The organism is Methylobacterium sp. P3_A11 (genome assembly GCF_056403155.1).
In genome coordinates, this window is record NZ_JBFUGA010000006.1 from 27,972 (window position 1) to 54,328 (window position 26,357).

Genomic DNA, 26,357 nt, shown 5'->3' on the forward strand with positions numbered 1-26,357 from the left:
CGTCCGCGGCGACCCGCCCCGGAGTGGCCACGTTTATCGACGACAGCGCGGCGGTCTGATCCGCGAGGAGACCGCATGTCCTTCCTGCACGATCTGCCGATCGCCGACCTGATCGCGCATTACGGCTACCTGGCGATCTTCGTGATCATCACGCTGGAGAGCGCCGGGCTGCCCCTGCCGGGCGAGACGGTCCTGCTGACCTCGGCGGCCTATGCCGGCAGCACCGGCAACATCAACATCGCCGTCGTGGTGGCGATCGCCGCGACCGCCGCCATCCTGGGCGACAATGCCGGCTACTGGGTCGGCCGCCGTTGGGGTTTGCCCCTGCTCCTGCGCAAGGGGCACCTGATCGGCCTCGACCACGGGCGGCTCAAGCTCGGTCAATACCTGTTCCGCCGGCATGGCGGGAAGATCGTGTTCTTCGGGCGGTTCACCGCGATGCTGCGCGCCTACGCGGCCGTGCTCGCCGGCGTGAACAAGCTCGACGCCCGCCGCTTCTTCGCCTTCAATGCGCTGGGCGGTGTGGCCTGGGCCTCGATCATGGGGTTCGGCGCGTATCTGTGCGGGCGCTCCATCGAGAACGTCATGGGGCCGGTCGGCCTCGGGTTGCTGGCCTTCGTCCTGCTCGGTGCGGTCGCTCTGTGGCTGTTCATGCGTCGGCATGAGGCGCGCCTGATGCTCGCCGCCGAGGCCGCGATCCCCGGTCCGTTGGCCGAGGGGCTAGATGAGATCGTGCCGCAGGCCGAACGGGCGCGCAGCGATGGCGACGCGGATCGGCGGGACCGGATCCAGGCGGACTTCGCGAGCGAGGTCGAAGCGCTCCTGGCCCAGCGAGACACCGATTCGGGCGAAGCCGGTGCCGCCGCGCCCGTTCGGTCTCGGCAGCCCCTGCCCCTATGGTTCAAGATGCTCGCGCTTCTCGTGGCATCGAGCGTCGGGATGGCGATGGTCTCGTGGTACGATGGGGTGACCGGGGGATTTTACGGGCGCCTCGTCGGGCATGTCGGGATCCTCGGCGTCGGGCTGGTTCTCGTCGTGCCTGTTGCTGTCCTGCTGGTCATCGGCCGGCGTCTGACCGGCCCCGGCTCCACGATCGCCGCCAAAGGGAGCGCCGACGGCGCATACGCCTGAGGGGACATGCAGCCGAAGTGCCGCCCGAGCAGGGTAGGCACATCGGACCCGCTATGCGAGAAGCTACGCCGCGCGAAGGCTCGGCGGATTGCGCGCACGCCGGCCGGACGGCCGCACGTCCCTCCGTCCTGTGACGGGACTCCGCGGGCGCGAAGAGAGGGACGGACGACGGTATGCATCCGGATCTGGCGGGATTGTTCGACGCGGGTTCCGTGGCCCGGCGCTACGGCCACCGCGGCGTCGCGACGCCGGAAGCCTACGCGGCAGAGGGCTGGCTCTCTGATCTCGACCCGAACCCGCTGTTCGATTCGGCCTTCTATCGGGAGCAGGTGTCGCCCGCTGAGGCAGCCAGTCTCAGCCCGGCCGAGCATTACTGCGTCCATGGCGCCGCGGTCGGGTTCGATCCCGGACCGCTGTTCAGCACCCGCACCTACCTGACCCTCTATCCCGATATCGCAGAAGCTGGAGTCAATCCCCTCGGCCATTACCTCAATTACGGGGTCGCGGAAGGGCGGCTGCCCAACCTCCTAGAGGGTCGCGCGCTCGCCGCGGCCAGTGCGGCGGCGCTAACGCACGATCCCGCGAACCCCTACGCACGGGTCCAGGCCGCGTCCGAGCGGCTGCACGCCAACGATCCCGCGGCGGCGCTCGCAATGCTGGCGGGCGGCCCTGTCGTAGGCCTTCAGGCGCTCCTCGTGCGCGTCGGAGCGCTGCTCGCCCTGGGGCGGCGCGACGGGGCGCTCGAGGCCGCCCGGAGCGCCGTGGAGGTCGAGGGCAGCGGCCTGATCGCCCGGTGCGGTCTGGCCGCCTACCAGGCCGAGACGCTGGGCCGGCTGGGAACCGCAGCGGCAGCCTACGAGATCGCGCTGGCGGTGGGTTGCGAGGATCCGGCCCTGTTCCGCTTCCGGCTCGCGGTTATCTTTCGGACCTGGGGTCGGCTCGTGGAATCCGAGGAGCAGGCGCGCCTCGCCCTCGACCTTGGCGACACCAGCCCCCACACCCGGTCCCTCCACGGCTTGCTTGCGCGCGACCGAAGCCAGGCCGAGCAGCTATATGCTGGAAGCGGCGCCGTGCCGGGTTTTGATCCGCAAGCGTGGCAGGCAGCTAACCAAGCCCGGGCCGTCTATCCGAAGGTCGCCGCTCCGGTACGACGATTTCGGGCCGGGCGGGCAGGCCTCCTCCTCGTCGATTCCAGTTTTCCGTCGCGGTTTTCGGCGTTCCGCTACGGCGAGCTGCTCACCTACCTGTACGCCATCCCAGAGAGCCGGGTTGCCTCGTCGCTGCGCGACATCAACCGCTACCGGCCTGACCGGACCTTCCTCGACGAACTGCGCCAGTTCGAGACGGAGCATCCGACCCTGGCGGGCCGGGTGCGCGCCCTGAACACCGACCATGATCTCAGCGCCGAAGTCCTGCACACGACCTTCCTGCACAACGCGGCCGTGCTGCTGGCCTCGAACCCAGATCTGCGCGCCGAGCGCCTCACCTTCACCCTCTATCCGGGGGGCGGATTTATGCCGAACGATCCGGTCTCGGATGCCAAGCTCCGGCGCGTCCTCGGCGATCGCCGCTTCGCCAAGGTGCTCACGACCCACACCCTGCAGCGCGACTACCTGCTCGACCGCGGCTGGTGCGATCCGGACCAGATCGCCTTCATCTTCGGCGCGGTCTCGCCCGATTGTTGGGACGTCGCGGCGAGTGTGCGCTGCTCGCGGATCAATCGACCGCTTCAGGACACGATCCGGATCTGCTTCGTGGCCCAGCGCTACACGGAGTTCGGCGTCGAGAAGGGCTGCGACGTCTTCACCGACCTCGTCCGTCGCTACGCGGACGACCCCCGCTTCGAGTGGCACTACGTCGGCGACTGGACGGCGGACTTGCTCGGCGTCACGCGGGTCGATCGGGTCTATTTCCACGGCGTACAGCCGGCCTCGTTCTTCCCCGACTTCTATCCCGGCATGGACATCGTCATATCGCCGAACCTGTCGCCGATGGAGCGTGACGGCGGGCGCGGGTCGTTCGACGGGTTCCCCACCACCTCCTGCGTCGAGGCAGGTTTGCGCGGCGTGGCCATGTTCCTCTCCGATTCCCTTGAGCTGAATCGCCGGCTCGACGGAACACCTGCCCTCGTCCCCGGGAAGGAGTTCGAGCTGATCACGCGCGACGCAGATGGGATCGCCGCCAGGATCGAGTTCTACGCCGGAGACCGCGAGGCGCTCCGGCGTCTCAGCGAGTCCGGCCGCCTAGCCATCTTGCGGGAATACAGCTTCGCACGCCAGATGCTGCCGCGACTCACTTTACTTCGGGCGCAACTTAGAGCCATCTAAGGTCGCGATCTATCCTCAAGCGAGCTCAATCGTACACGCTTATGATTGAGACCGTGAAAAATTTTACCGAAGAGCATCAGGCAAACAAGCGAGTTCTTTGCAGAGCTCCGACGTGAGGACTCATCGGACGTCATACTGGCAGTCACTATCATGTCTGGCTGCATCCTTGGAGCCAGTTGGATCAGATGTGATCTCACGCATCCTTAACCCGCGTGAAATGCGAAGGCTCTCTTTTGCCGTCTGACTGCCACTGACTTGCCGATTCTGCCTATAGGTGGCGCTGTAAGATTCCGCTTTCACGATGCCCAGAGTTGACCCATCCTGGAGCCGATCGTATCACGCCGGCTTACCCGACCGGGGTGCCATTTCGCGCCGGAACACAGCCGATCCCGCAGCGTGACCCGCGCACGCCAGTATCGCAGGGCGTCGTGATTAGGACGGAGCCGACCATGGGCGAGGACGTAGAAGCGCTGCGGGCCGAGCTCGCCGACACGCAGGCGCGGCTCAAGGAGACGCAGGGTGAGTTGGCCCGTCTGGTGCGCTTGGCCGAAGCTGATCTTCAGCGCCGGCGCCCCGGTGAGCAGTCGAGCGTCGTTGCATCCTCGGTACGACGCCCTGCTGCCAAGGAGCTCGCGGCCCGGATCGCGCGGTTCGCGCACCTCTACAGGGAGGCGGCGATTGCCGCCGACCGTGCTCCCGTCGTGCCCGAACAGACGATGCTAGGATGGCTCGAAGCCTCCGGGCTCTTCGATCGCCAGTTTTACCTCTCGTGCAACGACGATGTCGCAAATGCCGGCGCCGATCCGACGCAGCACTATTACAACCACGGCTCCGAGGAAGGTCGCCTCCCTAGCACCCTCTGAGGGTATGGTCTGGGGAAGCGGCCCGCTGACGCGCGTTCGAGGGATCTGATCGATGCAGGACGGTGCAGGAGAGGCCGCGCCCGCGCTCGAACCGTGGCAGGACGATTTCGCGACGATCTACGCCAGCGGCCTGTTCGACCATATCGAGTACGCGACACGCTATCCCGATGTTGGCCTGACCGATTTGTCGCCCCTCGAACACTACGTGAAATACGGCGCCCGGCTCGGCCGCCAGCCCCGGGCCGACTTCACCGCCGCGCCGGACGACACCTTCGATGGTACCTTCGTCAATCCCTTCGCGGCCTGGATCCGCGCGCGGGCTGAGACCCAGCCCGCGCCGGCCTGGAACCGCCCAGTCGTCTCTGTACTGTGCATCGCCTACAATCAGTCGGCATTCATCCGGCAGACCCTTGAGAGCATCCTCGGACAGGTCACGGATTTCCCCTTCGAGCTGCTCGTCGGCGACGACCGCTCCACCGACGGGACCGCCGAGATCATTGCCGAGTACGCCGCGCGGCACCCCAACCTCGTGGCGGTGCTGCGCACCGAGAATCTCGGTGTGAACAGGAATTTCGCCGATCTCGCGCAGCGAGCCCGTGGTGAGTACGTGGCAATCTGCGAGGGCGATGATTACTGGACCGATACTGACAAGCTTCAGCGTCAGATCGAATTTTTGAGAGAGCGTCCAGAATTTACTCTCTGCTTCCATCCGGTGCGCGTTATCTACGAGGAGATACCCGGAGTAGAGGAAGTCTACCCGCAGCATTCGGGCGCGCAGCCGTCGCTTTCCGATCTTGTCGCTCACAATTTCATCCAAACCAACAGCGTGCTCTATCGCTGGCGCTATCATGGCGAGGAGACATTCCGGCTAGATGAAAGCATCGCGCCGGTGGATTGGTACGTACACCTCATGCACGCCGAGGTCGGCCGCATTGGGTTTCTACCTCAGATCATGGCAGTCTACCGTAAACACGCGGCCGGAATGTGGGCGACCTACGCGACCGAACTCGCCCGACACAAGAAGCTCGGCAATGCCGAGATCGAGTTCTTCCGCCAATTGCGCGGCCATTTCGGCGGCCGTTACGCGGCGGGCTACGAGGCCTCGCAGAAGGCGATTTTCCGGCGCCTCGGCGAAGCCTATCTCGACGAGGAGGACGTCCCGAGCCTCGGGCGGCTGATCGATGCCAACCCCGACATCGCCCGAACGGCCCTGCGCGATATGGGTCTCGACGCGCCCGACCAGCTCTCCGGTGAGCCGGACGCCCTGCGCGCGTGGCTGATGGAGCAACTCACCGTAAGCGTCGTCGTCACCGCCTACAACCACGCCCGTGACATCGCCCGCTGCCTCGACGCAGTGCTGGGGCAACGCGGCCTGTTCCGGATGCAGGTGGTGATCGGCGACGACAAGTCCGCGGACGGAACCGCTGAGATTGTCGAATCCTACCGGACGCGCGACCCAGAGCGCATCATCGTTCGGCCCCGAGAGCGCAATCTCGGCATGCTGCGCAACATGCAGGATTGCATCTCCGCCTGCACGGGCCGCTACATCGCCTTTTGCGAGGCGGACGATTACTGGTTGTCCGACCGCAAGATCGCCATGCAGATGCGTATGCTGCGCAACGACCGCGCGCTCGACATGTGTTTCAACTGGGTCCTGCTCCACTACCCGGCAACCGGCTCCTACGTGCCGCACGACGAGCAGGGCCGCTATCCCACCGGCACGATCAGCTTCCCGGTTCTGGCTAATTCGCCGCTGACCGCGAACTTCTCCTGCTGCTTCTACCGCGCCGAGGCCCTGCGCGCGGTGCCGGAGACATTCTACGAGACCACCTCAGCGGCCGATTGGCTAATGAACCTCTACATTGCCGACAAGGGCCGCATCGCGTTTCTTCGCGAGCTGCTGTCGGTCTACACAATCCAGGCCAAAGGCCAGTGGTCGGGCTTGCCTGAGAACATCAAGAACGCCCGCATCGCCTGGTACCAGAAGGAGTTCGCCGGCCTCTTCGGCGAGGGGCGCGGCTTCGAGAAGTACGAGGTCGGCTGCACCGTGGCCGAACTCGACGGGGAATTGCCGGATTCCTTCGCCCGGGCGAACCTGGAGGCCCCCCGGGATCGGGTCTGGGCCGAGATCCAGGACGGGCAGGTGGTGCTGGCCGGCTGGGTGGTCTCGGCGAGCCGCGCCAGGGCGACGCTTGTCGCTGAGGTCGACGGTGAGACCCAGCGCATCCCCGTCGACGTCCACCGGCCGGACGTGATCGCGGCGGTGCTCGGCGACATGCCCACCACCATGGAGGAAGCCCGCTGCGGCTTCCGCTTCACCCTTCCCTACGCGCTCCACCTCGAGGTGCTGATCTCCATCGAGGTCGAGCACGAGGTCGTGCCCTGGCTGTCGGTGATCTTCACCCACCGGGTGAAGCGATCGGCCGAGCAGGGCTGATCCCGTCCTCGCGTGCGGAGGGAAGCGAGCCGGGGCCGCGTGGCGCCCCCGGGCTGGATCGGTTTGAGAGCCACTCGCTTGCCCTCGTCCTTTTCCGAGCGGCGGTGGGCGGCTGGGTGGCGATGCACATCAAGATCGGGCTGCGACTCGCTGTGCAAGGCGATCGCGACACTGGTCACTGCCTGCTTCCGTGAAGGAGCAGATGAGCTGGAACAGTTGCCTTTCTCCGCACAGCTTGATACGCATTACGTATAACGTATCAAGCGCTGATGATCCAGACTTTCTCTGACAAGGACACGGAGGCGCTCCACCTCCACGATATCAGCCACCGGCAGTGGCGCGCCTTCAAGGCCACCGCCATACGCAAGCTCGACATGATCGACGCTGCAGCCGCGCTGGGCGACCTTCGATCACCGCCTGGCAATCAGCTGGACATCTCCAAAAACCTCCGCAATCGTGGTCGCAGCGAGGGCTAACCTATTGATTTGATTTGATTAGACCCAAGTCAGGGCAAAAAGGGGTTTTTGGAGGTGTCCAGCTTGAGAAGCTGAGTGGGGACCGCGACGGACAGTGGAGCATCCGAATCAACGACCAGTGGCGCATCTGCTTCAGGTGGGGCGGCACCGAGCCCGAAAACGTCGAGATCGTGGACTGCCACAGAGGAAAACCCCATGCCCCGCCTGCGCACGCATCCCGGTAAGGTTCTTCGCGAGGAGTTCATGGTGCCGCTCGGCCTGAGCGCCAACCGCCTCGCGGCCGAGATTGATGTCCCTGCCAACAGGCTCAGCGAGATCGTCCGCGAGCGCCGCGGTGTGACCGCGGATACCGCGCTGCGTCTCGGCATCCGATTCGGGACCACGCCCCAGTTCTGGCTCAACCTTCAGACCGCGCACGATCTCTCGCATGCGGAGGCCGAGGCGGACCTCTCGAAGGTGCGGCCCTATGAGCCGGCATAATCGCCCCTGACGCCACGCAACACACCGGGTGACCTGCGCTACGCCGGAGGCGCCCCTGAATGACGACGGAGATCGTGTCTCTGAAGCCTGCTGAGTTCGGCGCCCTGCGATGTGGCTCCTACTGTTTCCGGCCGCCAAGGAGGCGCTTCACCCGCCCGAAGGGCGTCCGCCTCTGGGCGCAGTCTAGGGCCGCGCGGATCTCTGCAGCCAGTCGCGTCGCCATGATCTCCCGGGCGGGATCGTCGTAGTGGACGATGTCGTAGAAGGTCCCCTCCGCCCGGTCGCGGAAGATGCCGCTGAGGTCGAGGGCCGTGAAGGTCCGCCGGTACGGGCGCCGCGCCGCGAGCTGCGCCGTGAAGGCCTCCAGCTTGGCGTATTGCCGGTCGAGATAGGCCAGGAACGCCCCCGAGGCGACGCCGCGCTCGGCCTCGGTGAGGTGGCGCTTGCGCAGGATCGTCGGCTGCAGGACGCTGACGATCGGCACGCGGTGATCGTGCGACAGCTTGGTCAGCCGGTGGGCCGCTAATTCGTAATGGTGGACGATGGCGTCCTCCCAGCCGGGACTCTGCCAGCCGACCTCGGCCCGCAGCCGCTTCAGCGCCTCGTAGATCAGCGTGATCAGCGCGTCGTAGGACAGGCCGTCCTCGCGGGCTCGGGGATCGTGCGTGTCGAAGAAGTGGTCGTGGAGCCGCTCGGTGATGAAGGCGTTGTAGGGGTGGCCGGGCCGCGGATCGTAGGTCCAGGGCTGAAAGAGATCCGTGCTGCCGCTGAGCACGACGATCGCGTCGGGGCTGTAGTTCACGAGCCGCGACCAGATCAGGTGGGTCATCTGCGTGAGGCAACTCGACATCACCCCGAAGTTGTAGACCTTCGCGCCGTCGAGGCCGCCCGCCCGCAGAATCCGCTCGATGCGGCCCGGCAGGGTGTTGGCGATGTCGCCGCCGTCGATCGTGGTCGAGTCGCCGACGACCAGGATCCGGGTCTCGCCCGGCGGCTTGCGCGCGACGATCGGGACGGCGTTAAGGAACCCGTCCGCGTCGAATGGGACGCCGTAATGGCTCGCCCCCGGCTTGCCGGCGAACTGGATGAACGGGCTCGGATAGCGCGTGTTCGAGTCGAGATAGCCGAAGTGGTGCAGGAACTTGCGCCGCCGCGCGGCGTCCTCGCTCTCTGGCGGTGCCCAGATCTGCTCGACGCCCGGGGCGGTCAAGGCCGCCGTCATCGCCTCCCGGAGCGCCGCGTAGCCGGCCGCGTTGAGCCGGACGCCGTCGTGGCTGAACGAGGGCCTGAGCGCGCCCGTCCCGGTGGCCAGGACGGCATCGTAGTCGATGAACTGCGCCCCGTACGCCTGCGCGTGGTCGCGCAGCCACGCATTGATCTGCCCGATGAGCGCGACCGGCAGCCCGGCCGCTCCCGGTGCGGCCGGATCCACCGGCGGGATCGAGCCGACCCAGGTCCGCACATAGAGGTCGCGCGCGTCCTGCAGCATGGCCGTGAGGTCGGCCACGATGCCGTCGAGCGTCGGTGTTCGATTCGGGTCGAGGATGTCGTCGCGACCGCCGATCAGGTGGAGGCCTTTCGCTCCGTAGAGGGCGATGTCGGAGCGGAGCCGCCGCGCCATGGCGCGGGTTGATTGCCCGGCGATCCCCCGGGCGACCGTCTGCGGCCCCGCGAAGAGCGAGGGCGTCTCGGCCGTCAGCGCGGCCGTTACCGAATCGCCGAAGAACAGGATCGGCCCCAACGGAAACAGCGGCTTGTCGGACACCGGCGCGCTCATGCGATCCTGATCGCCCCGTCGTCTCAGCGCGCCGCGAAGATCTCGATCCCGTCGAGGTGCAGGTATTGTTCCTCGTCGAGATCGACCTTCAGATAGCGGAACCGGGCGTTGTCGAACCGCAGGTGCAGGGGAAGACCCGGATGACAGTGAGCGTCCACGGCATCGAAGACGAGGCGGTAATCGTTCTGGGTCTCGCCTAGCCAGACCCGCATCAACTGCGCCCGCTCGCTGGGCTGGCCCCAGCGATTGTAGATTCGGATCTCCGACACCCGCTCGACCGCGCCGAGGTCGAGCACCAACCACGGCTTCCACTCGAGGGCCGTGTGGAAGAAGAACGACGGGTCGCCGGTCGTTCGCTCGCCGTAGGTCCCGGTCGTACCCGACCAAGGCGAGGCGGAGCTGGCCAGCCAAGTCTTGCCCAGCGCGATGTTCTCGGACGGGCGCGCCCAGACCAGCGCATCTCGCTCGAGCTCATCGATCAGCGTCCTGATCCGCTTCGACGGCTCGCGGAGTGCTGGGATCTCCAAGTCAAGTTTGTAGATCAGGTTCGAAAGGATGCTTTGGTCAAAGCGGTGATCGATGAAGTCACCAAAATCCGGTAGACCAAGCTGATTGGGGATGTCAGTGACGATCCGTGCGTCGCTTCCGTAGCGCAGCCACTCGGCCACCAAATGGCGCGTGTCCGGGCTCACCATGAAGGCGATCCAAGTAGCCTGAATCTGGTCGGCGTTCCAATAGCGCTCCGCGTCGCAATCCATCAGCACGAAGCAGTCGCGCTTGGTCCATATCCGTTGAGGTCGGCCGTGCAGCACGCCGACCGCGACACGTCGTTCGGACCCGGCGAGCCATGTCAGGAGCGGCGCCACGGGCGGTAGCGGGTCCTCACCCACCGCTTGCATCCCGGTATCACTGAAGATGATGAAGTCCCCATCGCGGCGCTTTTCCAAAGCATCTGCAATGATATAGGGCTTCCAGGCCCAATTGCCGGCGCCCCTCGAACGGTTGAGAATCTCCGCATGCGCTCGATAGAACGCTGTTTCGCGTAGCCTATCGGGTGACCAGCTCTCGACCGTATCGAAGTCGCCTGTGAGCGCCGCAGCAGCCACAAGTCGGCGTTGGCTCTCAACATAATGATACTTTGCGGCGAAGCTGATCAGCGTCTTGTGGCACCCGCGCAAGTTCCGGCGCTGCATCATCCGCACCTCAGCGCGATGCGTTTCATACGCACTGACGCGGAGTGGCTCGTACGCCTCATCCTCCCTGGCCAACAACTTCCTCCTGGACATCGGCTTATGGCTTGTCACCGATCTTCATAATCTCGGCAAGGTTGCGACGGTTGAGCGCACTGTCGGCTCCGGGCCGAGACACCGGCGGGGCTGATCTGGCTGCATGTGCGAGGACGAAGGCAAGAACGCCAAGGTCTAGGAAAGGTATTTGTCTGACGGGACGTACAGCGTCTTGACGACCAAAGTGACGGCGTCCGTCCACGCATCGGGGAGGTAGAAACATGACGCGGATTCTCGATCATCGAAGCTGGTCGTCGAAGGCGAGCTGCTCGATCGGGTAATCAATCATCATCTGGCGGCGCTCCGGCGAGTTGTCCCACTCCCCGACCTTGGTGTATGCGCCCGCGCGATCCACGACTTCCACGATCTTACCGATGGTCGGGATGCCCCTAAAGTGCTGCGGCCATCCGGACGCGAAGTAGTACACCTCCTCCACGCGCTCGGAGAGGTGACAAACGCCGGGTCCGAACGTGCCGAGGCCGAACACTAGGTAGCGGCCATTCACAAGGGCGGCGACGTCGTCGGCGAGCGTCCCGCTCTGCGTTTCCAGCGGGATGGCAAGCTCCGCGATATGCGCCTCGAGTGCGGAGATCACGGGGTTGAGGCGGTTCTCAAACACCAGCTTGATGGAGGTAATGCGCTTCTCCGCCATCAGGCGCTCGATCACGAGCTTGTAGAACGCCAGCGGCGGCTGCGGATAATGTGGCGCGACCCACGTGCTGAAGATGTCGCCCGACCGGATGTGGATCAGGAGCTGATCGTCGAGCTTCTTAGGAAACCGCGTCGGAAGCCGGTTGAAGAGGGGGCGGATATAGTTCGTAATGATGTGGCGCGAGCGGTCCTGCTCTAAGTCCCCGGCCAACTTCTGGACTTGGACGTCGAAGAACATGCCCGACAAAAAATATCCGTCGGTCGGTAGCGGATAGGATGCCGGGATGAAGGTAATGCCGCCGATATCGCGCGGTTCGGCGTAATCGAGGACTTCGCTCCTGTCCCGGGCCGGCAGCTTGATGTACTTCAGCTTTAGCGCGATGCAGATGCCGATCGCTAGCAGGCATTGGATGATGAAATTGCCGAAGGCGCCGTTCTCGTACAGGTCGATGCCAACGATCGACAGGCTCCGCTGCGCCGGATGGCCGAGCAAGCGGTAACCCCGATAGAGATCGATACCCGGACGCTCGGATACTAGGTCGAAATCCGCGTTCATGAGCGTGCGCCAGACGATCAGATCGAAGGCGGCCCGCTCGGTCCACACGCGCACAGGGCATGCGTCGTCGGCGGCGAGGGCGGTGGTGGAGACGCGGATGTAGCGGGTCCAGCTCGTCTCCGCTGGGGCGATCAAGGTCGGTGCAGTCGCGGCCGCACCGTCGGCCTGCGGGATGATTTCAGGGGCTACCCAAGTCTCCCCATCGTCCGAGAAGGCGATCTGAACCTCGGGGGTGTCCGCTTCTCCGGCCGACGCAATCTCAATGGAATGGACGGGGAAGCGGAGGCCTAGGTCGATCTGCCGCCAAGCGCCGGCCTCGGCGGCCAACGATGGCGCGGCGATGTGACGATCGACGACCGTCCACGCACCGTCCGGAGCCAGCACGACAAGATCGTGATGAGAAGCTTGTTCGTCTGCCATCGACTGCGTTCCGTATGCCCCGCCCTGTATCCCTCGCTGGGCTGACCGAGACCGATCCCGACCCGGCTACATCGCCGGCTGTGCCGGCGGCCTCTAATCGTGAAGGTCGACGCAGGGCGACAATTCCACGCCGCGCGCACCGACGTGTCCCGAACCCGCGTGCCGTCTCTAATAGAGGCCGGCGTGGAGGTCGAGGGCTAGCTTCGCTACCCGCACGCGTCGTGTGCCCAACCGGTCCGCATGGACAGGCTGCGTCAGTCGATGCGATATGTGACGCCGTCCCGCCCGCGTCCGTACTCGCGCACTCCGAACGTCGTAATTACGGCTCACACCCGACCCAGTAAGCTGAGATCGAACAGGCATGCCCATCAAGATCGTCGACCTCGGCCACAACAATCAGATCGATGCGGCGGACGAGTTCCTTCAGAATCAAAATGGAACCATCTTCTTCGAGCGCAGCAACAACCACGTCATCATCGGTAAAAATTCGAACAGTGACGATATCTATCTTCACTGCGGGTCCGACGCAACGATCCATATCGGAGATCACGTGCGGTTGGCCAAGGCCAGGATGCATATCGTGGCGCCGACCAAGCTAATCATTGCAGAATTCACGTCGTTTGTCGGCAACGCGCAGATCTCAGCGCACGAGGTGGCGGAGATTACGTTCGGGCACAACTGCCTCATTGCCGACGAAGTGACCTTTTCGGTGAGTGACATGCACTCGGTCATCGACCTAGGGACTGGCGCTCGGATCAATCCCGCACGGCCGATCCTGATCGGTCACCGCGTCTGGATCGGCGCGCGCTCGACGGTTCTGAAGGGTACGACAATCGGCGATGGATCTTTTATCGGCGCGCATTCGCTGGTGCGCGGCAGCTTCCCACCAAATGTAATGGCCGGCGGCGTGCCGGCCAAAATCATCCGCACCGGTGTCACGTGGCGCACCGATCTAATTTGAGAATCCGGAAGCCTGAACTATAGATAGCTTTGTTTTGAGCTGATTTCTTTCAGGTGAATGATTTGATCTCTTAGTGTATGAGTTTTTCTATATGTCTTCGGTAGCGGTGCTCAGCTACCGCACCTCACAACTGAATCATTCGGAAACCATCATGACGCTGATTCGTCTTTTTCGCGGAACTGAACCAGGATCTGCTCCCGATCCAGGTAAGATGCGTCCTCGGGGGCTCGCGGTAAACGTAGCCGATCGAAAAATTTACTATCTCGATGATAGCGGCAAATTAGTGCATTGGAATGCTGCCTCCATGCCTGATGAGCTTTGGGACCGTATTGCAAATGGGTTTGAGGTTCTGCGTCGCATATAGATTTTGCCCCAAAGAAGATGGCATGGTGGTCGCTTAACTCAGTTTAGGCGTGAAACACGGCATCGCAACATATGTCGCGTCCAGACTTTTGCTGGGCGCTCGAGCGTTTCCGGCAGGCTCCAGGTCCGCCGTAAGCGCTCCTGCAGCAGACTGAGGATCTTCACGAACGGAGGATAGCTGCTCCATCGTAGGCTTAGAGCTGTTGCCATTCAGGTTGGGCCATAAGCGTCGTATCCGGCGGCTGTGATGTAGTTCCTGCATTCGGAAGGGAGAAGGCCGCGAAGGCCCGCTCGATGGCCGCTCAAAGGTCTGGGTTGGTTCTGGCAGCGGCGGTGCGAAGTAGGACGCGGCCTAGATGGAGGGCAGGCCTGCGAGGTAATTTTAACTATCGACCCCGTCATCATCCGCGCCCTCCGCAGCATCTCGTCCTAGCGTCTGGACGGTAACGGTGGCGCGAACGGCGCGGGCGCAATTCACGGCTCTTGCTGGAGGAGCCGATGGACCAGTTCTGGCTGATGGACGAGCAGTTTCCGAAGATCGCCCCGCGTCTGCCCACCGATACGCGGGGCAAAGAGCGCGTATACGACCGGCGCGTGACCATCGGCATCGTCCACGTGCTGAAGTCCGGCGGACGTTGGACGGACGCACCGCTCGAGATCTACGGGCCGAAGAAAACTTTGTACAACCGCTTCGTGCGCTGGGCAGCCAAGGGGGTTTGGGTCGGTCTGTTTGAAGCCCTGGCCCAGGCTGGCGGACCGCGCGCCCAGGTTCTTATCGACTCTTCCGCCGTGAAGGCGCACCGCTGCGCCGCCGGGAGGAACGTATGGCCCGCCCAGTCTGCAAGTGGCTCTGGATCCGCAGGTCTGAGCAGTCTGCATAAACGTATCCGGCCTTCCGGCGAGCCGTTGGCTTATCCTCCCTGGGCTTCGCGGACACCTCTGATACGCTCATGCTGAGCAGAGAAGGTGTCGGATGGCGAAGACGAGACGAGAGTTCACGCCCGCGTTCAAACGCGAAGCCGTCGCCCTGCTGGAGAGCAGCGGCCGGCCGCAGATGCAGGTCGCGGCCGAGCTCGGGATCCAGCCCTCGATGTTGCGACAGTGGCGGGCCACGCTGAATGGGGCTTCACCCCGGCCGCGGCCCTCAGGATCGACGGGGATTTCGCCAGCAAGCCCGGTCGCGTCCCCGTCCGATCAGGCCGCCGAGATCGCCCGTCTGCGGCGTGAGCTCGATCGCACGCGCATGGAGCGCGACGTTTTAAAAAAAGCCATCGGCCTCTGCGCGGCGATGCTCAAGTGACCTTCGCCTTCATCGAGCAGCATGCGCGCACGTGGCCGGTGCGTCTCATGGGCCGCGTGCTCGGAGTCTCAACCCAGCGGCTTCTACGGTTGGCGGTCACGGCCTGAGAGCGTCCGCTCGGCCTCCAACCGCCAGCTCCTGGACGACGTCCGGCGCATCCATACCGCGCCCACCACCGGCGCTATGGTGCCCCTCGCCTGCATGCCGCCCTGCGGGCCGAGGGCCGGTTCTGCAGCCGTGGGCGGGTGGAGTGTCTCATGCGCCGACATGTCATCCGTGCTCTGGCAGGTCGTCGGTTCCGGCCCGGCACGACCGACAGCTGCCACGATCTCCCGATCGCGCCCAGTCTCCTCAAGCAGGACTTCTCGGCCGCGCGACCTGAGACGGTCTGGCTGGCGGACATCACCTACCTGCCGACCGACGAAGGCTAGCTCTTCTTGGTCGCCGTCCTTGATCTCGCTACGCGCAAGATCGTCGGCTGGTCGATGCGCGATCACATGCGCACCGAGCTGAGCGTGGCTGCACTGATGATGGCCGCCCAGCGACAGCAGCCGGCCGCCGGCCTCATCTGCCACTCGGATCGCGGCAGCCAGTACGCGGCGGAGGCCTACCGGAGGCAGCTCGTCAGCATGGGGGCCAAGCCATCCATGAGTCGGACAGGATGGGGCTCACGATAACGCCCCGATGGAGAGCTTCTTCCACACCCTCAAGGTCGAGCTCGTCCATCAGCGACGATGGGCGACCCGGGATGAGGCGCGGCGCGGCCTGTTCGCTTACATCGAGGACTACTACAATCGGCAGCGTATCCACTCGGCGCTCGGCTATCTCACGCCCGAGCAGGCCGAGCGAACCGCGAGCTAAACCCTCCGTGTCCGCGGATTCAGGGGAGGATCAGGAACGCGATCGCGCGCATGTTCGGGCGGCTCATGGTTTTCCGCCGTATCGCCACGCGCTACGATCGGCGCGCCAGCAGCTAACTCACTGCCGTCTGCCTCGCGGCTACCGTCTGCTACTGGTTATGAGTCCGGGCGGTGGAACAGGTTACCGTTGGTCGGACATCGAGGCGCTTCATAGGGAACGCATCACGATAATCCGCTACAAGAGCCGGACGCATCGTCATTCGAGGCATCCGTGGTCCGTCTACTCGCTATCCTGTGGCTTATGCTCGCCGCTCTCCCGTGCCGCGCCGACCCCGTCATCGGCGTAAACGTGAACAATCCACAATGGCTTCCGGCCGAACAAAGGGCCGCGATCGTCGATGAACTCACCGATGCCGGCGTCCGAGCCGTTCGGGTGCCCTACCTGCCGAGCACGGCAGAAGATTATGGCTCGATCCTCGACTTCATCCAACGCCTTCACGCGCGCGGGATTGGCGTGCATTTAGTCGTTTGGTCACAATACCCTGCGGATGCACCGCGCCGTGCCCCCGGTACTCCCAGCGGATGGCCGCAGCCGGGCTTGTCGAAGTCGGACCCGGATCGGTTGCGGGTGCTGGTGAGCGACCTGTTCCGAAACCTCGATGCTGCTGGCATCCGCCTCGTCGGTCTCGAGCTCGACAATGAGATCAACTGGACCGAGTTCAACGGCGACATTCCGGTGCCTGGGCAAGGCCGCACGCTCAAGGTCGCCGACCTCCAGGAGAGTGCTCCGGGTCGCGCGATCCTGGCCGGCTTCGACGCTTATCTGCGCGGCCTTTCCGTGCTGAAGGCGGCCCGGGATGCCTCCACCCACAACCGCACGACGCCCATCATTCTCGCCGGCCTATCGGATCCGAGCCCGGCGTGGCCGCTGCCATCGGTGCGGGCCGACGCCATCGATCACGCCGACACGCTCGCCTATCTGAAGGCGCACGGCCTCGACGCACTCGTAGACGGGTACGGAGCCCATACCTACACGGGGCCGGGGCTGACGGACGCGCAGCGCCGCGAACACCTGCGCCGGTATGTCTTGCTCGGCTGTCGCCCAGCAGGCGATGCCGCGGGCAAGCCTTGTTGGCTAACTGAATGGGGCATGCCCTTGCCCGCAACGTCCTGCCCACCAGACGATTCGAAGCGCCTTCCCCTCGTCGAAGCCTTCCGCGCCGACCTCGCGCTTAAGGTCGCGGACGGTTCGGTCGCGGCGCTGTTTTACTACCCATGGGATGGTCGGACGGACCGGCTCGGCATCCACGTGTGCGGAGCCCTAACCGCGAGCGGACGGGCGGCGCTGTCACCCGAGGGTACCCCACCGTCGCGACCAACGCCCTAAGTACCGGCGTCCAACCGGGCGAGGCCGAGCAGCAGAAAGCCGACGTGCTTGGCGTTGAGGATAGCGCCGGAGATCGCTAAGGTACGAGCTTCCTCGCGCGGCACCCGTACCACTGTGATGTCCTCGCACGCCTCCGGATGTGCGAGACCGGGCTCCACACCTTCGGCTAGGACAAGGTGCGCACGGTTCGACGCAGAGGCTGGCTGGACCCCGAGCGCGATAAGAGAACGGAAATGGCCGCCCCGGTACCCGGTCTCTTCAGCAAGCTCTCGCCGCGCTACCATAACCGGATCAACCTCCTCGTCGTCCAGTATGCCGCCGGGTAGCTCCAGCGACATGGTCTGAAGGCCGTGGCGATACTGTCGCACCAGGATGATGTGGTCGTTTTTGTCGACAGCTAGGACGGCCACGAAGTCTGGACGCTCAATTACATAGTAGGGCGCGAGAACCGCGCCGCGGGACGTTACGCAATCATCCGCACGCACGGTGAGCCAGCGATCACGCAGGACATAGCGTGACTGTGTGACGAACCAAGCCTTGTCTGACATCACGGTTTCCGGGTCGAGGGTATCAGGGCTGAGGCCACGCCTCGTCGCCTCCGTCGCGGACTTTTATGACCACGCGCTTGGGCAGGAGCATAGCGATGTTAGCCTTCTCTTGGTCCGAGGCGCCCCCTTCGACGCCGACTTCCGCGGTAAAATTGCTTGTCGGGCGCACGTAGGCGACGCGCCGATGTGTCACCTGTGCAACACTCGCCGTTACCAGATTAATTAGTTCGATTTCGTCCATACCGTCGCTCCCGCCCGATCCAACTTAACGCCGGCCAGGCGGTTCGGATGCCGGAACTATGCGCCGTGATGTCGGGAAGTGAGGATCGAATATCGCCGTCCGATCCTGGGGTGCCTCCCGACGCTTAAGCATAAAATGCGGCTCATAGACGTCGGTCGGCCGCTCGCGCTGGTCCGCCTTCGCAGTCTGCTCCGTCCCCGCTTCGTTCGTCACGCTCATTGCTCACCGTCCGTTCTATTGCATGCGTTTCTTAGCCTCGCCGTCCTCAACAGGCTGTTGCCATGATGACTTGGGGCTGCCCGGGCACCCCTCCTTCGAACCGGTACGTGGATAGTGCTCACACGCTAGTGCACAGACGCTGACGAACGCACCACGTGCTTGCCCGTTAACGTGCTGCTACCACTCGGAAAACTGCCTTGCCTCGTGTACGTTTTGTCGGCGTCAAAGCCCTAGGAAGGGCGCGATCGACCGCCTTTCTTGACAGCAAAGTCTGAGCCCAGGCTTTTGATCGAATGCTGGGCACGAGCGAGCCCAAGAATCGCCGTCCTCAGCCGCGCGACTCAATGAACACGATACGAGCGCTGATCATAAGCAGCACCCGATGGAAGTAACCGATGGCACACCTCACCCTCAGCTTCATGGTCGCTGCCCTCGCTGCTGGACCCGCAGCAGCCAAACAGGATTTTGCGGTTGGGCGCCGGCATGACCTCGCCTGCGATGACCCAGACCGAAATGAGCCGCGCCAACGTGGAGGCGTTAACAGGGCTGGTTGGCCCGGGTGAACACCGACCGCGCCATCACGCGGACCGCCGATTGATCCGATCCCGCCGGCCTCAGCCGTCGAGCCCGAGCATCAGCCCGAGATTCTGCACGGCCGCCCCGGAGGCGCCCTTGCCGAGATTGTCGAGGCGCGCCACCAGCACCGCCTGCCCGTGCTCGGACGAGCCGAACACGCGCAGCTCCAGCCGGTCGGTGTCGTTGAGCTCTTCCGGCTCGATCTTCTCCCGGTGCGCGCCGGTTCCGGCGCCCGGCACCACCTGCACCAGCCTCTGCCCGGCATACCAGTCGCGCAGCGTCGCCTCGAGGTCGGAGGCCGTGGGCCGGCCCGGCAGCGTCGCGAGGTGGAGCGGCACGCTCACCAGCATACCCTGCCGGAAATTCCCCACCGACGGCACGAAGATCGGCCGCCGGGTGAGCCCGCTGTAGCGCTGCAGCTCCGGCAGGTGCTTGTGGGCGAAGCCGAGGCCGTAGAGCTGGAACGGCGGCGCCGTGCCCTGCTCGTAGGCTTCGATCATGCTCTTGCCGCCGCCGCTGTAGCCGCTGACCGCGTTGACGCTGATCGGATGGTCGGCCGGGATCAGGCCACCCTCCACCAGCGGGCGCAGGAGCGCGACGCCGCCGGTCGGGTAGCAGCCGGGATTGGCGACCCGCCGGGCGCGGGCCACCGCTGCCCCCTGCTGGCGGGTCAGCTCCGGGAAGCCGTAGGTCCAGCCCTCCGCGACCCGGTGGGCGGTGCTGGCGTCGAGGACGCGCGGGCCGCCGCCGGGCAGGCTGTCGGCGAGCGCTACGGTCTCCTTGGCGGCCTCGTCCGGCAGGCAGAGCACGACGAGGTTCACCTCGGCGAGCAGCGCGCGCTTGGCCTGCGGATCCTTGCGGTGCTCGGGGGCGATGCTGCGCAGGGCGACCCGCCCGTCGCGCTCCAGGCGCTCGCGGATGCCGAGACCGGTCGTGCCGGCCTCGCCGTCGATGAACACGGTGGGCTTCGTCGCGCCTGCGCCAGACATCGTCCGTCTCGCTCTCTCGAATATGCCGTGCCGCCCGAGTCGGGCATCGCGGCCGGGGATCAGGTGCGCGCGGTGCGGCAGCCTGTCAACGACCATGCCGCGGCCTGAAAACGCGAAAGGGCGGCTCCCGCAGGAACCGCCCTCTCCGTGACACCGGTGTGACCGGATATCAGCGCTTCGAGAACTGGAAGCTGCGGCGGGCCTTCTTGCGGCCGTACTTCTTACGCTCGACCACGCGGGCGTCGCGGGTGAGGAAGCCTTCGCGCTTCAGCGGCGCGCGCAGCTCCGGCTCGTAATAGGTCAGCGCCTTCGACAGGCCGTGGCGCACCGCGCCGGCCTGGCCGGAGAGGCCGCCACCCGCCACCGTGACATTGATGTCGTACTGGTCGACGCGGCCGGCGATCTCCAGCGGCTGGCGCAGGATCATGCGCAGCACCGGACGGGCGAAGTAGACCTCCACCGGGCGCTTGTTGACCGTGACCGTGCCGTTGCCGGGCTTGATCCAGACGCGGGCGACCGCGTCCTTGCGCTTGCCGGTGGCATAGGCACGGCCCTGGGCGTCCAGCTTCTGGACGTGGACGGGGGCTTCGTTGGCGGGGTCGACCGCACCGGCATTCGCCCGGTTGAGGTCGGCGAGGGACTGCAGGGTCGCCATGATCAAGCGCTCACGTTCTTGCGGTTGAGGGCGCCGACGTCGAGCGCCTGCGGCTGCTGGGCCTCGTGCGGATGCGCGGCCCCCTTGTAGACGCGGAGGTTGCCGAGGATCTGGCGGAAGAGCGGGCCGCGGGGCAGCATGCGCTCGACGGCCTTCTCCACCACGCGCTCGGGGAACCGGCCCTCGAGGATGAACTTGGCCGTGCGCTCCTTGATCCCGCCCGGGTAGCCGGTGTGGTAGTAGTAGCGCTTCTGAACGTACTTGCGGCCGGTGAACTTCACCTTGTCCGCGTTGACGACGATGACGTGGTCGCCGCAATCGACGTGGGGCGTGTAGGCGGCCTTGTGCTTGCCGCGCAGGCGCATCGCCACGATCGACGCGAGGCGGCCGACGACGAGGCCCTCCGCGTCGATCACGATCCACTTCTTGTCGACCTCGGCGGGCTTCAGCGAGGTGGTCTTCATAGCCAAATCCCAGGGGTTCCGACGGACCGGACCCCGACGCGTCGGGATCCGCGGACATCGGGGTGCCGAAAAACGAGCCGCCGCGTGGGGCACACGCGGCGGCGGTGGCCGGTGCATAGACGGCCCCCGAGGTCCGGTCAACAAAGAAATGCGAAATCGGGAAAACGCGAGATTTGACAAAGATTTATGGACAGCGGTATCAGAATACCGTTATGGCTCTCCGCGGCGGCCCCGTTCCGCGATGGTGAGCCTCTGAACGCCTCGGCCGGCGAGCACCGGCTTCTTCGCGCTGAGGATGCGGGAGTTCACGCCGGTCCAGCCGATCTCGCCGGAGAGCCGCCCGTACTCGATCTTGGGGCAGCGGTTCATGATCACCGTGAGCCCGCGGGCTTCGGCGCGGGCGGCGGCGGCATCGTCGCGCACGCCGAGCTGCATCCAGATCACCTTCGGCGGCGGCGCCAGCGCCAGCGCCTCGTCCACCAGCGGTCCGGCGGCGGCGGAGTTGCGGAAGATCTCGACCATGTCGATCGGCTGGTCGCCCAGGGCCGACTGGACCTCGGCCAGCGAGGCCGCCACCCGGCGCCCGAGCAGATCCTGCCCGGCGAGGCCGGGATTGACCGGCGTCACCGCGTAGCCCCGGTCGAGGAGGTATTTCAGCACGATCCAGCTTGGGCGCGCCGGGTTGGCCGAGGCGCCCACCAGCGCGATCGTGCGCGTGGCGTTCATGATCGCGCGGATCTGCGCGTCGGGATAGCGGGCGTGGCGCTCCGCGAGCGCCGCTGCGTCGCTGGGCGCGGGCGGCCGATGATCGTGGCCCGTCTCGTCCATGGCGTGTTCCCTCGTCGTCCCGATGATCGTCGTGCCGATGATCGTCGTCCCTGCCGCTCCTCTGGCCGGCGGCCCGGCCGTCACAGCCGCCAGACCTCGTAGCCCAGCCGTTCGAACGCCGCCTTCGCGTAGAGCGCCGTCACGTCAACGATCAGGCCGCCGGGCTTCACCCGGGCGGCGATCGCCTCCGGCCCGAGCCGGGCATAATCCCGGTGCGGGACCGCGATCACGGCCGCCTCCGCGTCGGCGGGCAGGTCGGCCCAGTCGAGGAGGGCGATGCCGTACTCAGCCCGGGCCTCGGTCTTGCCGGCGCGGGGATCGTGGACCGACACGGCGCAGCCGAATTCCTCCAGCTCCCGCACGAGGTCGGCGACCTTCGAGTTGCGTAGGTCCGCGCAGTTCTCCTTGAAGGTCAGGCCGAGGACGATCACCCGCGCCCGCCCGGTGTTGCCGCCCCGCCGGACGATCCGCTTCACCGTGCTGCGGGCCACGTGGGCGGCCATGCTGTCGTTGATGCGCCGCCCGGCCAGGATCACCTGGGGATGATAGCCGATCATCGCGGCCTTGTGGGTCAGGTAGTAGGGATCCACGCCGATGCAGTGGCCGCCGACCAGACCGGGGCGGAACGGCAGGAAGTTCCACTTGGTCCCCGCCGCCGCGAGCACCTCCTGCGTGTCGAGGTCGAGCTTGTCGAAGATCAGCGACAACTCGTTCATTAGCGCGATGTTCAGGTCGCGCTGAGTGTTCTCGATGACCTTGGCGGCCTCCGCCACCCGGATGGACGAGGCGGCGTGCAGGCCCGCCTCGATGATCGACCCGTAGAGGGCCTTCAGCCGGTCCAGGGTTTGGGGCGTGTCGCCGGCGACGATCTTCACCACCTTGGCGAGGCTGTGCTCCCGGTCGCCCGGATTGATCCGCTCCGGCGAGTAGCCGACGGAGAACTCCGTCTTCCAGCGCAGGCCCGAGGCCCGCTCCAGGACCGGGATGCAGACCTCCTCGGTGGCGCCGGGATAGACGGTGGATTCGAACACCACGGTCGCGCCGGGCCGCATGTGCCGCCCGACGAGGTCCGAGGCCCGGACCAGCAGCGCGAAATCGGGGCTCTGGGCCGTATCGACCGGGGTCGGGACCGTGACGACGATCACGTCCGCCGCGCCCAGCGCGGTCGGGTCGTCGGTGATCGCGAGGTGTGCGGCGGCCCGGAACGCTTCTGGGTCGATCTCTCCGGCCGGGTCCCGCCCGGCCCGGTAGGCCGCCACCTTGTCGGCCGCGTGGTCGTAGCCGATCGTGGTCCGTGTCCGGCCGAAGGCCAGGGCGAGGGGGAGTCCGACATAGCCGAGGCCGACGATCGCCACGCTGTCCGCCAAGCCATCTGCCAAGCCGTCTGCCACGCCGGATCCCTCTGCGGGCTCGGAAGGCGCCGATGACGACCCGGCCGCCCGGCGCGTATAGGGGCGGTCCGCGCCGGCGTCGACTCGATGCGGGTGCTGTCGGTCGCGGCGGGCTGTGAACCGGCCGACCCGGATCGCGCATAGGGGGCGTGACGATGCCTGACCTCCGCTGGACCGAAGGCCCGGTCCGCTGCACCGACCTCGTGGACGGGACCGGCAAGGTGTTCGGCTATATCGGCCCCTGCGCCGCGGGCATGCGCGGCTACGTCGTCCAGTCCGGCTCGGAATGGCCGCCGCGCCCCGCCGCCTTCGCCGATCACCCCGCGGCCGCCGCGGCCCGCGCCTGGGTCGAGGCCGAAGTGGCGGCCCGGGCGTTCCGGCCGGTGCGCATCATCCGCGAGGCGGACGCACCGGCACTCTGACCGCCCAGGGGGATCCGGGCACGCGTCCGCTCCGCGGTGCTGTGGTCCGTCCCAGCGCCCAGGCGACCGGCGGACGCCACCGGCATCTTGGCGTTCAGACCGGGCGATGGATTGCCCCCACGACGGGTACGGTGGCGCCGGACCTGGCAGGTGAGGCCGCCGCCGCGTTCGGGCTCCGGGACGCGACGTGCTATGAGCCCCGATCGCCCTGTCGTGGGCAACGAGGTCGACCAACATGCGCCTGTTCATGCTCGCCGTCGCCCTGCTGGCGCTGCCGGCCCCCGCCTCGGCGCTGTGCCGCTGCACCTGCATCCGCGGCGAGATGAAGGCGATCTGCCAGGAGACCGACCTCACGGTTCCGATCTGCCAGGGGCTCTGCGAGACGACGATCCGACCGGATCGCGTCATCGTTCCGCTGGCCGGCGGCCGGCAGGCCTTCGAGCCGGCTCAGTCGACGAATCCTGCGCCCGGGGGCCTCATGTCGCCCGATCTCAGCCTGGACAGCAATCCGAACGGCACCCAGCTCGGGACGCCGAGTCAGCTCTCCGGCAGCGTGGGTTCCAGCCTGTCCTCCGGCAGCGGCCGCTGAGCCACGAAAAAGCCCCGCGCGGCGAGTGCCGGCGGGGCTGAAGGTTGTTGACGCCCGGTGCGTTACGCCGAGCGACCGCTGCTACAATAAGCAAACCGCGCGCAATCGGAAGATCTCGCGATGACAATCGAGTTCTATTATCACGTCAAGAGTGTAAAAACATGAGGAAAGCCCCGCCGCGGCTAAGCCGAGCGGGGTTCGAGTCTACAACAATAGGGCGAATGTTTTTCTTGCCTGCTCCGAGATTGGGCCGATTTAAGATTGAGTTTTGAGGTAGGCGATCACGTCATTGATCTTCTTGTCATCGGTGATCCCCTGGAAGATCATCTTGTTGCCCGGGACCTTCGCCTTCGGGTTCTTCAGCCACTCATGCAGGTTGGCCTCATCCCAGGTGAGGCCGGAATTCTTCAAGGCCGCCGAGTAGTTATAGCCCTCGTAGGTGCCCGCCTTGCGGCCGACCACGCCCTTCAGGTCGGGACCGACGCCATTCTTCTGGAAGTTGTGGCACGCCTTGCAGGGGGCGAACGCCTTCTCGCCCGCAGCCGCATCTCCGGCCTCCTGGGCCTGCGCCGCGAGAGGCATGAGAACGGCAAGGACGGCACCGAATGCGAGCAGACGCATGTGTAAACCTCGATACAAAGGATAATTGGGCGCATTTCCCGGATCAGGCGCCCGATCGCGGCGGGACATCAGGGTGCCAGCCCGGATCTCCTTAACCGTTGCATCAGGCGGTCCTGCCGAACTTCATGCCATGCTTCCGTCGCGGTTCGTCCGCCGTCCGAAGACACCTTGCGGCGCGCGCCGTCTCCCGGGCTGAGACGCGGGATCGGAGCACGGCGGAACAGAGCGTGCGTTCAAGCTTGGCGTGTCGGGATATTGACGTACGCCGAGGCGCCCTAATCCGCCCGGCGCCGGAGAATGAGGCTCGGCCTGTGAACGTGTGCGGCGACGCGCACGAAATCGCCTGCCGCGGCGCGTCGGGCGCCCGACCGCGCTCAGGACGAGAGCGGCCCGATCCGTCGGATGGGGGTGCTGGTTGTGAAAGGTGCCCCCAGCGTTGTCGACAGCAAGCCAATCGAAGCGCTTCCCCGACTCGGTGTCCATGATGACGAAGCGGCGGTCGTACCCGAGATCCTTGTCGGCCCCGGCATAGCGCTGAAACCGCAGGTACCGGCGCTCGTAGAACAACCATGCGTCGTAGCTGTCGAGCAGCTCGGACGTGACGGGCTCGGCGACAGCGGATGGTGCGCCGATTAGGGTCACGCCTCCACCGATCAGCGGGAGTGTGGTGAGGCCGCGAAGGAAACCGCGGCGGTTGGCTGGGCTGTTCATGCGCGGCCTCCTACCACGAGCGTCGCCCGGGCGGAGCGCAGGGCTGCATTGGCCCGGCGCAGGCTCTGAATAGCCCGAAACCGTGCCGCCCGGCTGTCGGCGATCATGCGCTCGGCGGTGTCGCGGATGGCGCGCAACTCGGGATCGACCTCGAAGGGGTCAGCCGCCCGCATCGCGCGAATGGCCTGTGTAACCGGTCCTACCTGTGCTGAAGGCAAGCGCGGGCGTTCACCGCCGCCGAGGGGCGGTGTAGGGTGGTGGATAGCCATGAACAGCACTCCTGGTGCGGTTGGTGGTTAGAGCCGTGAGCGAGGGTTCCAGCCTTGCTCCGGCTCGCCTTTTCTGCTAAACCCAAAACATGCTCCTGTCAATTATGGCTGAACCAAAAAAGCGCGGTCGCCCGGCGACAGGACGCGATCCGATGTACGGCTTCCGTATGTCGGACGGCCTGCGCGACGGCATTGATGGCTGGCGCGAGGCACAGCCCGACAAGCCCTCTCGCTCCGAAGCCATCCGCCGCCTCGTAGAGGAAGCTCTGAAGGCGAAGCGGTCATAGGGCGGCTGATGACGCTGTGACCTCTGAACCACGCGAAGTCTGAATTTACGAACTGTTAAGTTTTGATGTAGCGGCGAGTCTCAGTTCTCGGCCATCAGGAGCGCCGCTCAAATAGGCCGCTACCATGCCCACCGACCTCTCCGATCGCTTTCACCGCTACCTCGTGGTCGCCTTGGTAATCGGTGGAGGCGCGATGATGGGAGCGGCGTGGTTGTTGGATGCGCGTTAACGGCTTGGCTCACCGAGGACCTGAAGGCGGAGAGCTATCAGAA

24 protein-coding genes and 5 pseudogenes are annotated in these 26,357 nt (G+C 65.6%); 15 read left to right on the top strand and 14 right to left on the bottom strand.

The window, feature by feature from the left end:
• Positions 1-75: 75 nt before the first annotated feature.
• The 7 genes and pseudogenes from AC1DXK_RS03320 to AC1DXK_RS03350 form a co-directional block, all read left to right on the top strand.
• Positions 76-711 (top strand): annotated as a pseudogene (locus AC1DXK_RS03320) (DedA family protein); the annotation flags it as partial.
• Positions 712-1,304: 593 nt separating this feature from the next.
• Positions 1,305-3,458, top strand: coding sequence for a glycosyltransferase family protein (locus AC1DXK_RS03325; protein WP_477296830.1), 2,154 nt, complete (start codon positions 1,305-1,307; stop codon positions 3,456-3,458).
• Positions 3,459-3,907: 449 nt separating this feature from the next.
• A complete protein-coding gene (locus AC1DXK_RS03330; protein ID WP_477296832.1) occupies positions 3,908-4,321 on the top strand; it encodes a hypothetical protein in 414 nt (137 codons plus the stop codon).
• 52 nt (positions 4,322-4,373) lie between these two features.
• On the top strand, positions 4,374-6,758 hold the full coding sequence (locus AC1DXK_RS03335) for a glycosyltransferase family 2 protein (RefSeq protein WP_477296834.1): 2,385 nt from the start codon (positions 4,374-4,376) through the stop codon (positions 6,756-6,758).
• A gap of 269 nt (positions 6,759-7,027) precedes the next feature.
• Positions 7,028-7,234 (top strand): type II toxin-antitoxin system RelE/ParE family toxin, encoded by a 207-nt coding sequence (locus AC1DXK_RS03340; protein WP_477296836.1) that lies wholly within the window; start codon positions 7,028-7,030, stop codon positions 7,232-7,234.
• A gap of 53 nt (positions 7,235-7,287) precedes the next feature.
• A pseudogene (locus AC1DXK_RS03345) lies at positions 7,288-7,458 on the top strand (type II toxin-antitoxin system RelE/ParE family toxin); the annotation flags it as partial.
• The gene (locus AC1DXK_RS03350; protein WP_477296838.1) at positions 7,430-7,714 is read left to right on the top strand and encodes a HigA family addiction module antitoxin; all 285 of its coding nucleotides are present in this window, start codon (positions 7,430-7,432) and stop codon (positions 7,712-7,714) included. The pseudogene AC1DXK_RS03345 and the gene AC1DXK_RS03350, both read left to right, overlap by 29 nt.
• 118 nt (positions 7,715-7,832) lie before the next feature.
• Here AC1DXK_RS03350 and AC1DXK_RS03355 read toward each other — a convergent pair whose 3' ends face one another.
• The 3 genes from AC1DXK_RS03355 to AC1DXK_RS03365 form a co-directional block, all read right to left on the bottom strand.
• Entirely contained in the window at positions 7,833-9,491 is a 1,659-nt protein-coding gene (locus AC1DXK_RS03355) for an SGNH/GDSL hydrolase family protein (RefSeq protein ID WP_477296840.1), read from the bottom strand.
• Between the two features lie 23 nt (positions 9,492-9,514).
• Positions 9,515-10,759 (bottom strand): hypothetical protein, encoded by a 1,245-nt coding sequence (locus AC1DXK_RS03360; RefSeq protein WP_477296842.1) that lies wholly within the window; start codon positions 10,757-10,759, stop codon positions 9,515-9,517.
• A 256-nt stretch (positions 10,760-11,015) separates the two neighbouring features.
• On the bottom strand, positions 11,016-12,404 hold the full coding sequence (locus AC1DXK_RS03365) for a discoidin domain-containing protein (RefSeq protein ID WP_477296844.1): 1,389 nt from the start codon (positions 12,402-12,404) through the stop codon (positions 11,016-11,018).
• Positions 12,405-12,765: 361 nt separating this feature from the next.
• On the opposite strand from AC1DXK_RS03365, the gene AC1DXK_RS03370 reads away from it, so the two are divergent.
• Entirely contained in the window at positions 12,766-13,365 is a 600-nt protein-coding gene (locus AC1DXK_RS03370) for an acyltransferase (protein WP_477296846.1), read from the top strand.
• 73 nt (positions 13,366-13,438) lie between these two features.
• Positions 13,439-13,729 (top strand): hypothetical protein, encoded by a 291-nt coding sequence (locus tag AC1DXK_RS03375; RefSeq protein WP_477296848.1) that lies wholly within the window; start codon positions 13,439-13,441, stop codon positions 13,727-13,729.
• A 209-nt stretch (positions 13,730-13,938) separates the two neighbouring features.
• Here AC1DXK_RS03375 and AC1DXK_RS03380 read toward each other — a convergent pair.
• Positions 13,939-14,078: pseudogene (locus AC1DXK_RS03380) on the bottom strand (IS630 family transposase); the annotation flags it as partial.
• A 148-nt stretch (positions 14,079-14,226) separates the two neighbouring features.
• On the opposite strand from AC1DXK_RS03380, the pseudogene AC1DXK_RS03385 reads away from it, so the two are divergent.
• The 3 genes and pseudogenes from AC1DXK_RS03385 to AC1DXK_RS03395 all read left to right on the top strand — a co-directional run.
• Positions 14,227-14,545, top strand: a pseudogene (locus tag AC1DXK_RS03385) (transposase); the annotation flags it as partial.
• A gap of 156 nt (positions 14,546-14,701) precedes the next feature.
• Positions 14,702-15,889: pseudogene (locus tag AC1DXK_RS03390) on the top strand (IS3 family transposase).
• A gap of 270 nt (positions 15,890-16,159) precedes the next feature.
• The gene (locus AC1DXK_RS03395) at positions 16,160-17,275 is read left to right on the top strand and encodes a hypothetical protein (protein ID WP_477296850.1); all 1,116 of its coding nucleotides are present in this window, start codon (positions 16,160-16,162) and stop codon (positions 17,273-17,275) included.
• Here the strand turns inward: AC1DXK_RS03395 and AC1DXK_RS03400 are convergent.
• From AC1DXK_RS03400 to AC1DXK_RS03430, 7 genes are all read right to left on the bottom strand, one after another.
• The gene (locus AC1DXK_RS03400) at positions 17,272-17,823 is read right to left on the bottom strand and encodes an NUDIX hydrolase (protein ID WP_477296852.1); all 552 of its coding nucleotides are present in this window, start codon (positions 17,821-17,823) and stop codon (positions 17,272-17,274) included. The genes AC1DXK_RS03395 and AC1DXK_RS03400 overlap by 4 nt on opposite strands.
• 22 nt (positions 17,824-17,845) lie before the next feature.
• The gene (locus AC1DXK_RS03405; protein WP_477296853.1) at positions 17,846-18,064 is read right to left on the bottom strand and encodes a hypothetical protein; all 219 of its coding nucleotides are present in this window, start codon (positions 18,062-18,064) and stop codon (positions 17,846-17,848) included.
• Positions 18,065-18,897: 833 nt separating this feature from the next.
• Positions 18,898-19,848: an N-acetyl-gamma-glutamyl-phosphate reductase gene (gene argC, locus AC1DXK_RS03410; RefSeq protein WP_477296855.1), complete on the bottom strand. Its 951-nt coding sequence runs from the start codon at positions 19,846-19,848 to the stop codon at positions 18,898-18,900.
• 169 nt (positions 19,849-20,017) lie between these two features.
• Positions 20,018-20,503, bottom strand: coding sequence for a 30S ribosomal protein S9 (gene rpsI / locus AC1DXK_RS03415; RefSeq protein WP_457105431.1), 486 nt, complete (start codon positions 20,501-20,503; stop codon positions 20,018-20,020).
• Between the two features lie 2 nt (positions 20,504-20,505).
• Entirely contained in the window at positions 20,506-20,967 is a 462-nt protein-coding gene (gene rplM / locus AC1DXK_RS03420; protein WP_457105432.1) for a 50S ribosomal protein L13, read from the bottom strand.
• A gap of 210 nt (positions 20,968-21,177) precedes the next feature.
• Positions 21,178-21,795 (bottom strand): CoA-binding protein, encoded by a 618-nt coding sequence (locus AC1DXK_RS03425; RefSeq protein WP_477296858.1) that lies wholly within the window; start codon positions 21,793-21,795, stop codon positions 21,178-21,180.
• An 80-nt stretch (positions 21,796-21,875) separates the two neighbouring features.
• Complete coding sequence (locus AC1DXK_RS03430; RefSeq protein ID WP_477296860.1) at positions 21,876-23,186, bottom strand: nucleotide sugar dehydrogenase; 1,311 nt, start codon at positions 23,184-23,186, stop codon at positions 21,876-21,878.
• Between the two features lie 155 nt (positions 23,187-23,341).
• Here AC1DXK_RS03430 and AC1DXK_RS03435 point away from each other — a divergent pair, with 155 nt between their 5' ends.
• Both AC1DXK_RS03435 and AC1DXK_RS03440 read left to right on the top strand, forming a co-directional pair.
• Positions 23,342-23,608 (top strand): hypothetical protein, encoded by a 267-nt coding sequence (locus tag AC1DXK_RS03435; RefSeq protein ID WP_477296933.1) that lies wholly within the window; start codon positions 23,342-23,344, stop codon positions 23,606-23,608.
• A gap of 235 nt (positions 23,609-23,843) precedes the next feature.
• The gene (locus tag AC1DXK_RS03440) at positions 23,844-24,197 is read left to right on the top strand and encodes a hypothetical protein (RefSeq protein ID WP_477296862.1); all 354 of its coding nucleotides are present in this window, start codon (positions 23,844-23,846) and stop codon (positions 24,195-24,197) included.
• 255 nt (positions 24,198-24,452) lie between these two features.
• On the opposite strand, the gene AC1DXK_RS03445 is transcribed toward AC1DXK_RS03440, so the two are convergent.
• From AC1DXK_RS03445 to AC1DXK_RS03455, 3 genes are all read right to left on the bottom strand, one after another.
• A complete protein-coding gene (locus AC1DXK_RS03445; RefSeq protein WP_477296864.1) occupies positions 24,453-24,818 on the bottom strand; it encodes a c-type cytochrome in 366 nt (121 codons plus the stop codon).
• A 123-nt stretch (positions 24,819-24,941) separates the two neighbouring features.
• Positions 24,942-25,529, bottom strand: a complete 588-nt coding sequence (locus AC1DXK_RS03450) for a hypothetical protein (RefSeq protein WP_477296866.1) — start codon at positions 25,527-25,529, stop codon at positions 24,942-24,944.
• Complete coding sequence (locus AC1DXK_RS03455; RefSeq protein ID WP_477296868.1) at positions 25,526-25,702, bottom strand: hypothetical protein; 177 nt, start codon at positions 25,700-25,702, stop codon at positions 25,526-25,528. Before AC1DXK_RS03455 ends, AC1DXK_RS03450 begins: the two co-directional genes overlap by 4 nt.
• 248 nt (positions 25,703-25,950) lie before the next feature.
• Between AC1DXK_RS03455 and AC1DXK_RS03460 the strand changes: the two genes are divergently transcribed.
• The gene (locus tag AC1DXK_RS03460; RefSeq protein WP_477296870.1) at positions 25,951-26,085 is read left to right on the top strand and encodes a hypothetical protein; all 135 of its coding nucleotides are present in this window, start codon (positions 25,951-25,953) and stop codon (positions 26,083-26,085) included.
• The last annotated feature ends 272 nt before the right edge of the window (positions 26,086-26,357 follow it).

Coding starts and splice junctions, on each gene's coding strand:
- AC1DXK_RS03440 (WP_477296862.1), top strand. CDS start 23,844: ATGCGCCTGTTCATGCTCGCCGTCGCCCTGCTGGCGCTGCCGGCCCCC.
- AC1DXK_RS03435 (WP_477296933.1), top strand. CDS start 23,342: ATGCCTGACCTCCGCTGGACCGAAGGCCCGGTCCGCTGCACCGACCTC.
- AC1DXK_RS03365 (WP_477296844.1), bottom strand. CDS start 12,404: ATGGCAGACGAACAAGCTTCTCATCACGATCTTGTCGTGCTGGCTCCG.
- AC1DXK_RS03355 (WP_477296840.1), bottom strand. CDS start 9,491: ATGAGCGCGCCGGTGTCCGACAAGCCGCTGTTTCCGTTGGGGCCGATC.
- rpsI (WP_457105431.1), bottom strand. CDS start 20,503: ATGGCGACCCTGCAGTCCCTCGCCGACCTCAACCGGGCGAATGCCGGT.
- AC1DXK_RS03325 (WP_477296830.1), top strand. CDS start 1,305: ATGCATCCGGATCTGGCGGGATTGTTCGACGCGGGTTCCGTGGCCCGG.
- AC1DXK_RS03400 (WP_477296852.1), bottom strand. CDS start 17,823: ATGTCAGACAAGGCTTGGTTCGTCACACAGTCACGCTATGTCCTGCGT.
- argC (WP_477296855.1), bottom strand. CDS start 19,848: ATGTCTGGCGCAGGCGCGACGAAGCCCACCGTGTTCATCGACGGCGAG.
- AC1DXK_RS03460 (WP_477296870.1), top strand. CDS start 25,951: ATGTACGGCTTCCGTATGTCGGACGGCCTGCGCGACGGCATTGATGGC.
- AC1DXK_RS03450 (WP_477296866.1), bottom strand. CDS start 25,529: ATGAACAGCCCAGCCAACCGCCGCGGTTTCCTTCGCGGCCTCACCACA.
- AC1DXK_RS03335 (WP_477296834.1), top strand. CDS start 4,374: ATGCAGGACGGTGCAGGAGAGGCCGCGCCCGCGCTCGAACCGTGGCAG.
- AC1DXK_RS03425 (WP_477296858.1), bottom strand. CDS start 21,795: ATGGACGAGACGGGCCACGATCATCGGCCGCCCGCGCCCAGCGACGCA.
- AC1DXK_RS03405 (WP_477296853.1), bottom strand. CDS start 18,064: ATGGACGAAATCGAACTAATTAATCTGGTAACGGCGAGTGTTGCACAG.
- AC1DXK_RS03370 (WP_477296846.1), top strand. CDS start 12,766: ATGCCCATCAAGATCGTCGACCTCGGCCACAACAATCAGATCGATGCG.
- AC1DXK_RS03350 (WP_477296838.1), top strand. CDS start 7,430: ATGCCCCGCCTGCGCACGCATCCCGGTAAGGTTCTTCGCGAGGAGTTC.
- AC1DXK_RS03445 (WP_477296864.1), bottom strand. CDS start 24,818: ATGCGTCTGCTCGCATTCGGTGCCGTCCTTGCCGTTCTCATGCCTCTC.
- AC1DXK_RS03330 (WP_477296832.1), top strand. CDS start 3,908: ATGGGCGAGGACGTAGAAGCGCTGCGGGCCGAGCTCGCCGACACGCAG.
- rplM (WP_457105432.1), bottom strand. CDS start 20,967: ATGAAGACCACCTCGCTGAAGCCCGCCGAGGTCGACAAGAAGTGGATC.
- AC1DXK_RS03455 (WP_477296868.1), bottom strand. CDS start 25,702: ATGCGGGCGGCTGACCCCTTCGAGGTCGATCCCGAGTTGCGCGCCATC.
- AC1DXK_RS03340 (WP_477296836.1), top strand. CDS start 7,028: ATGATCCAGACTTTCTCTGACAAGGACACGGAGGCGCTCCACCTCCAC.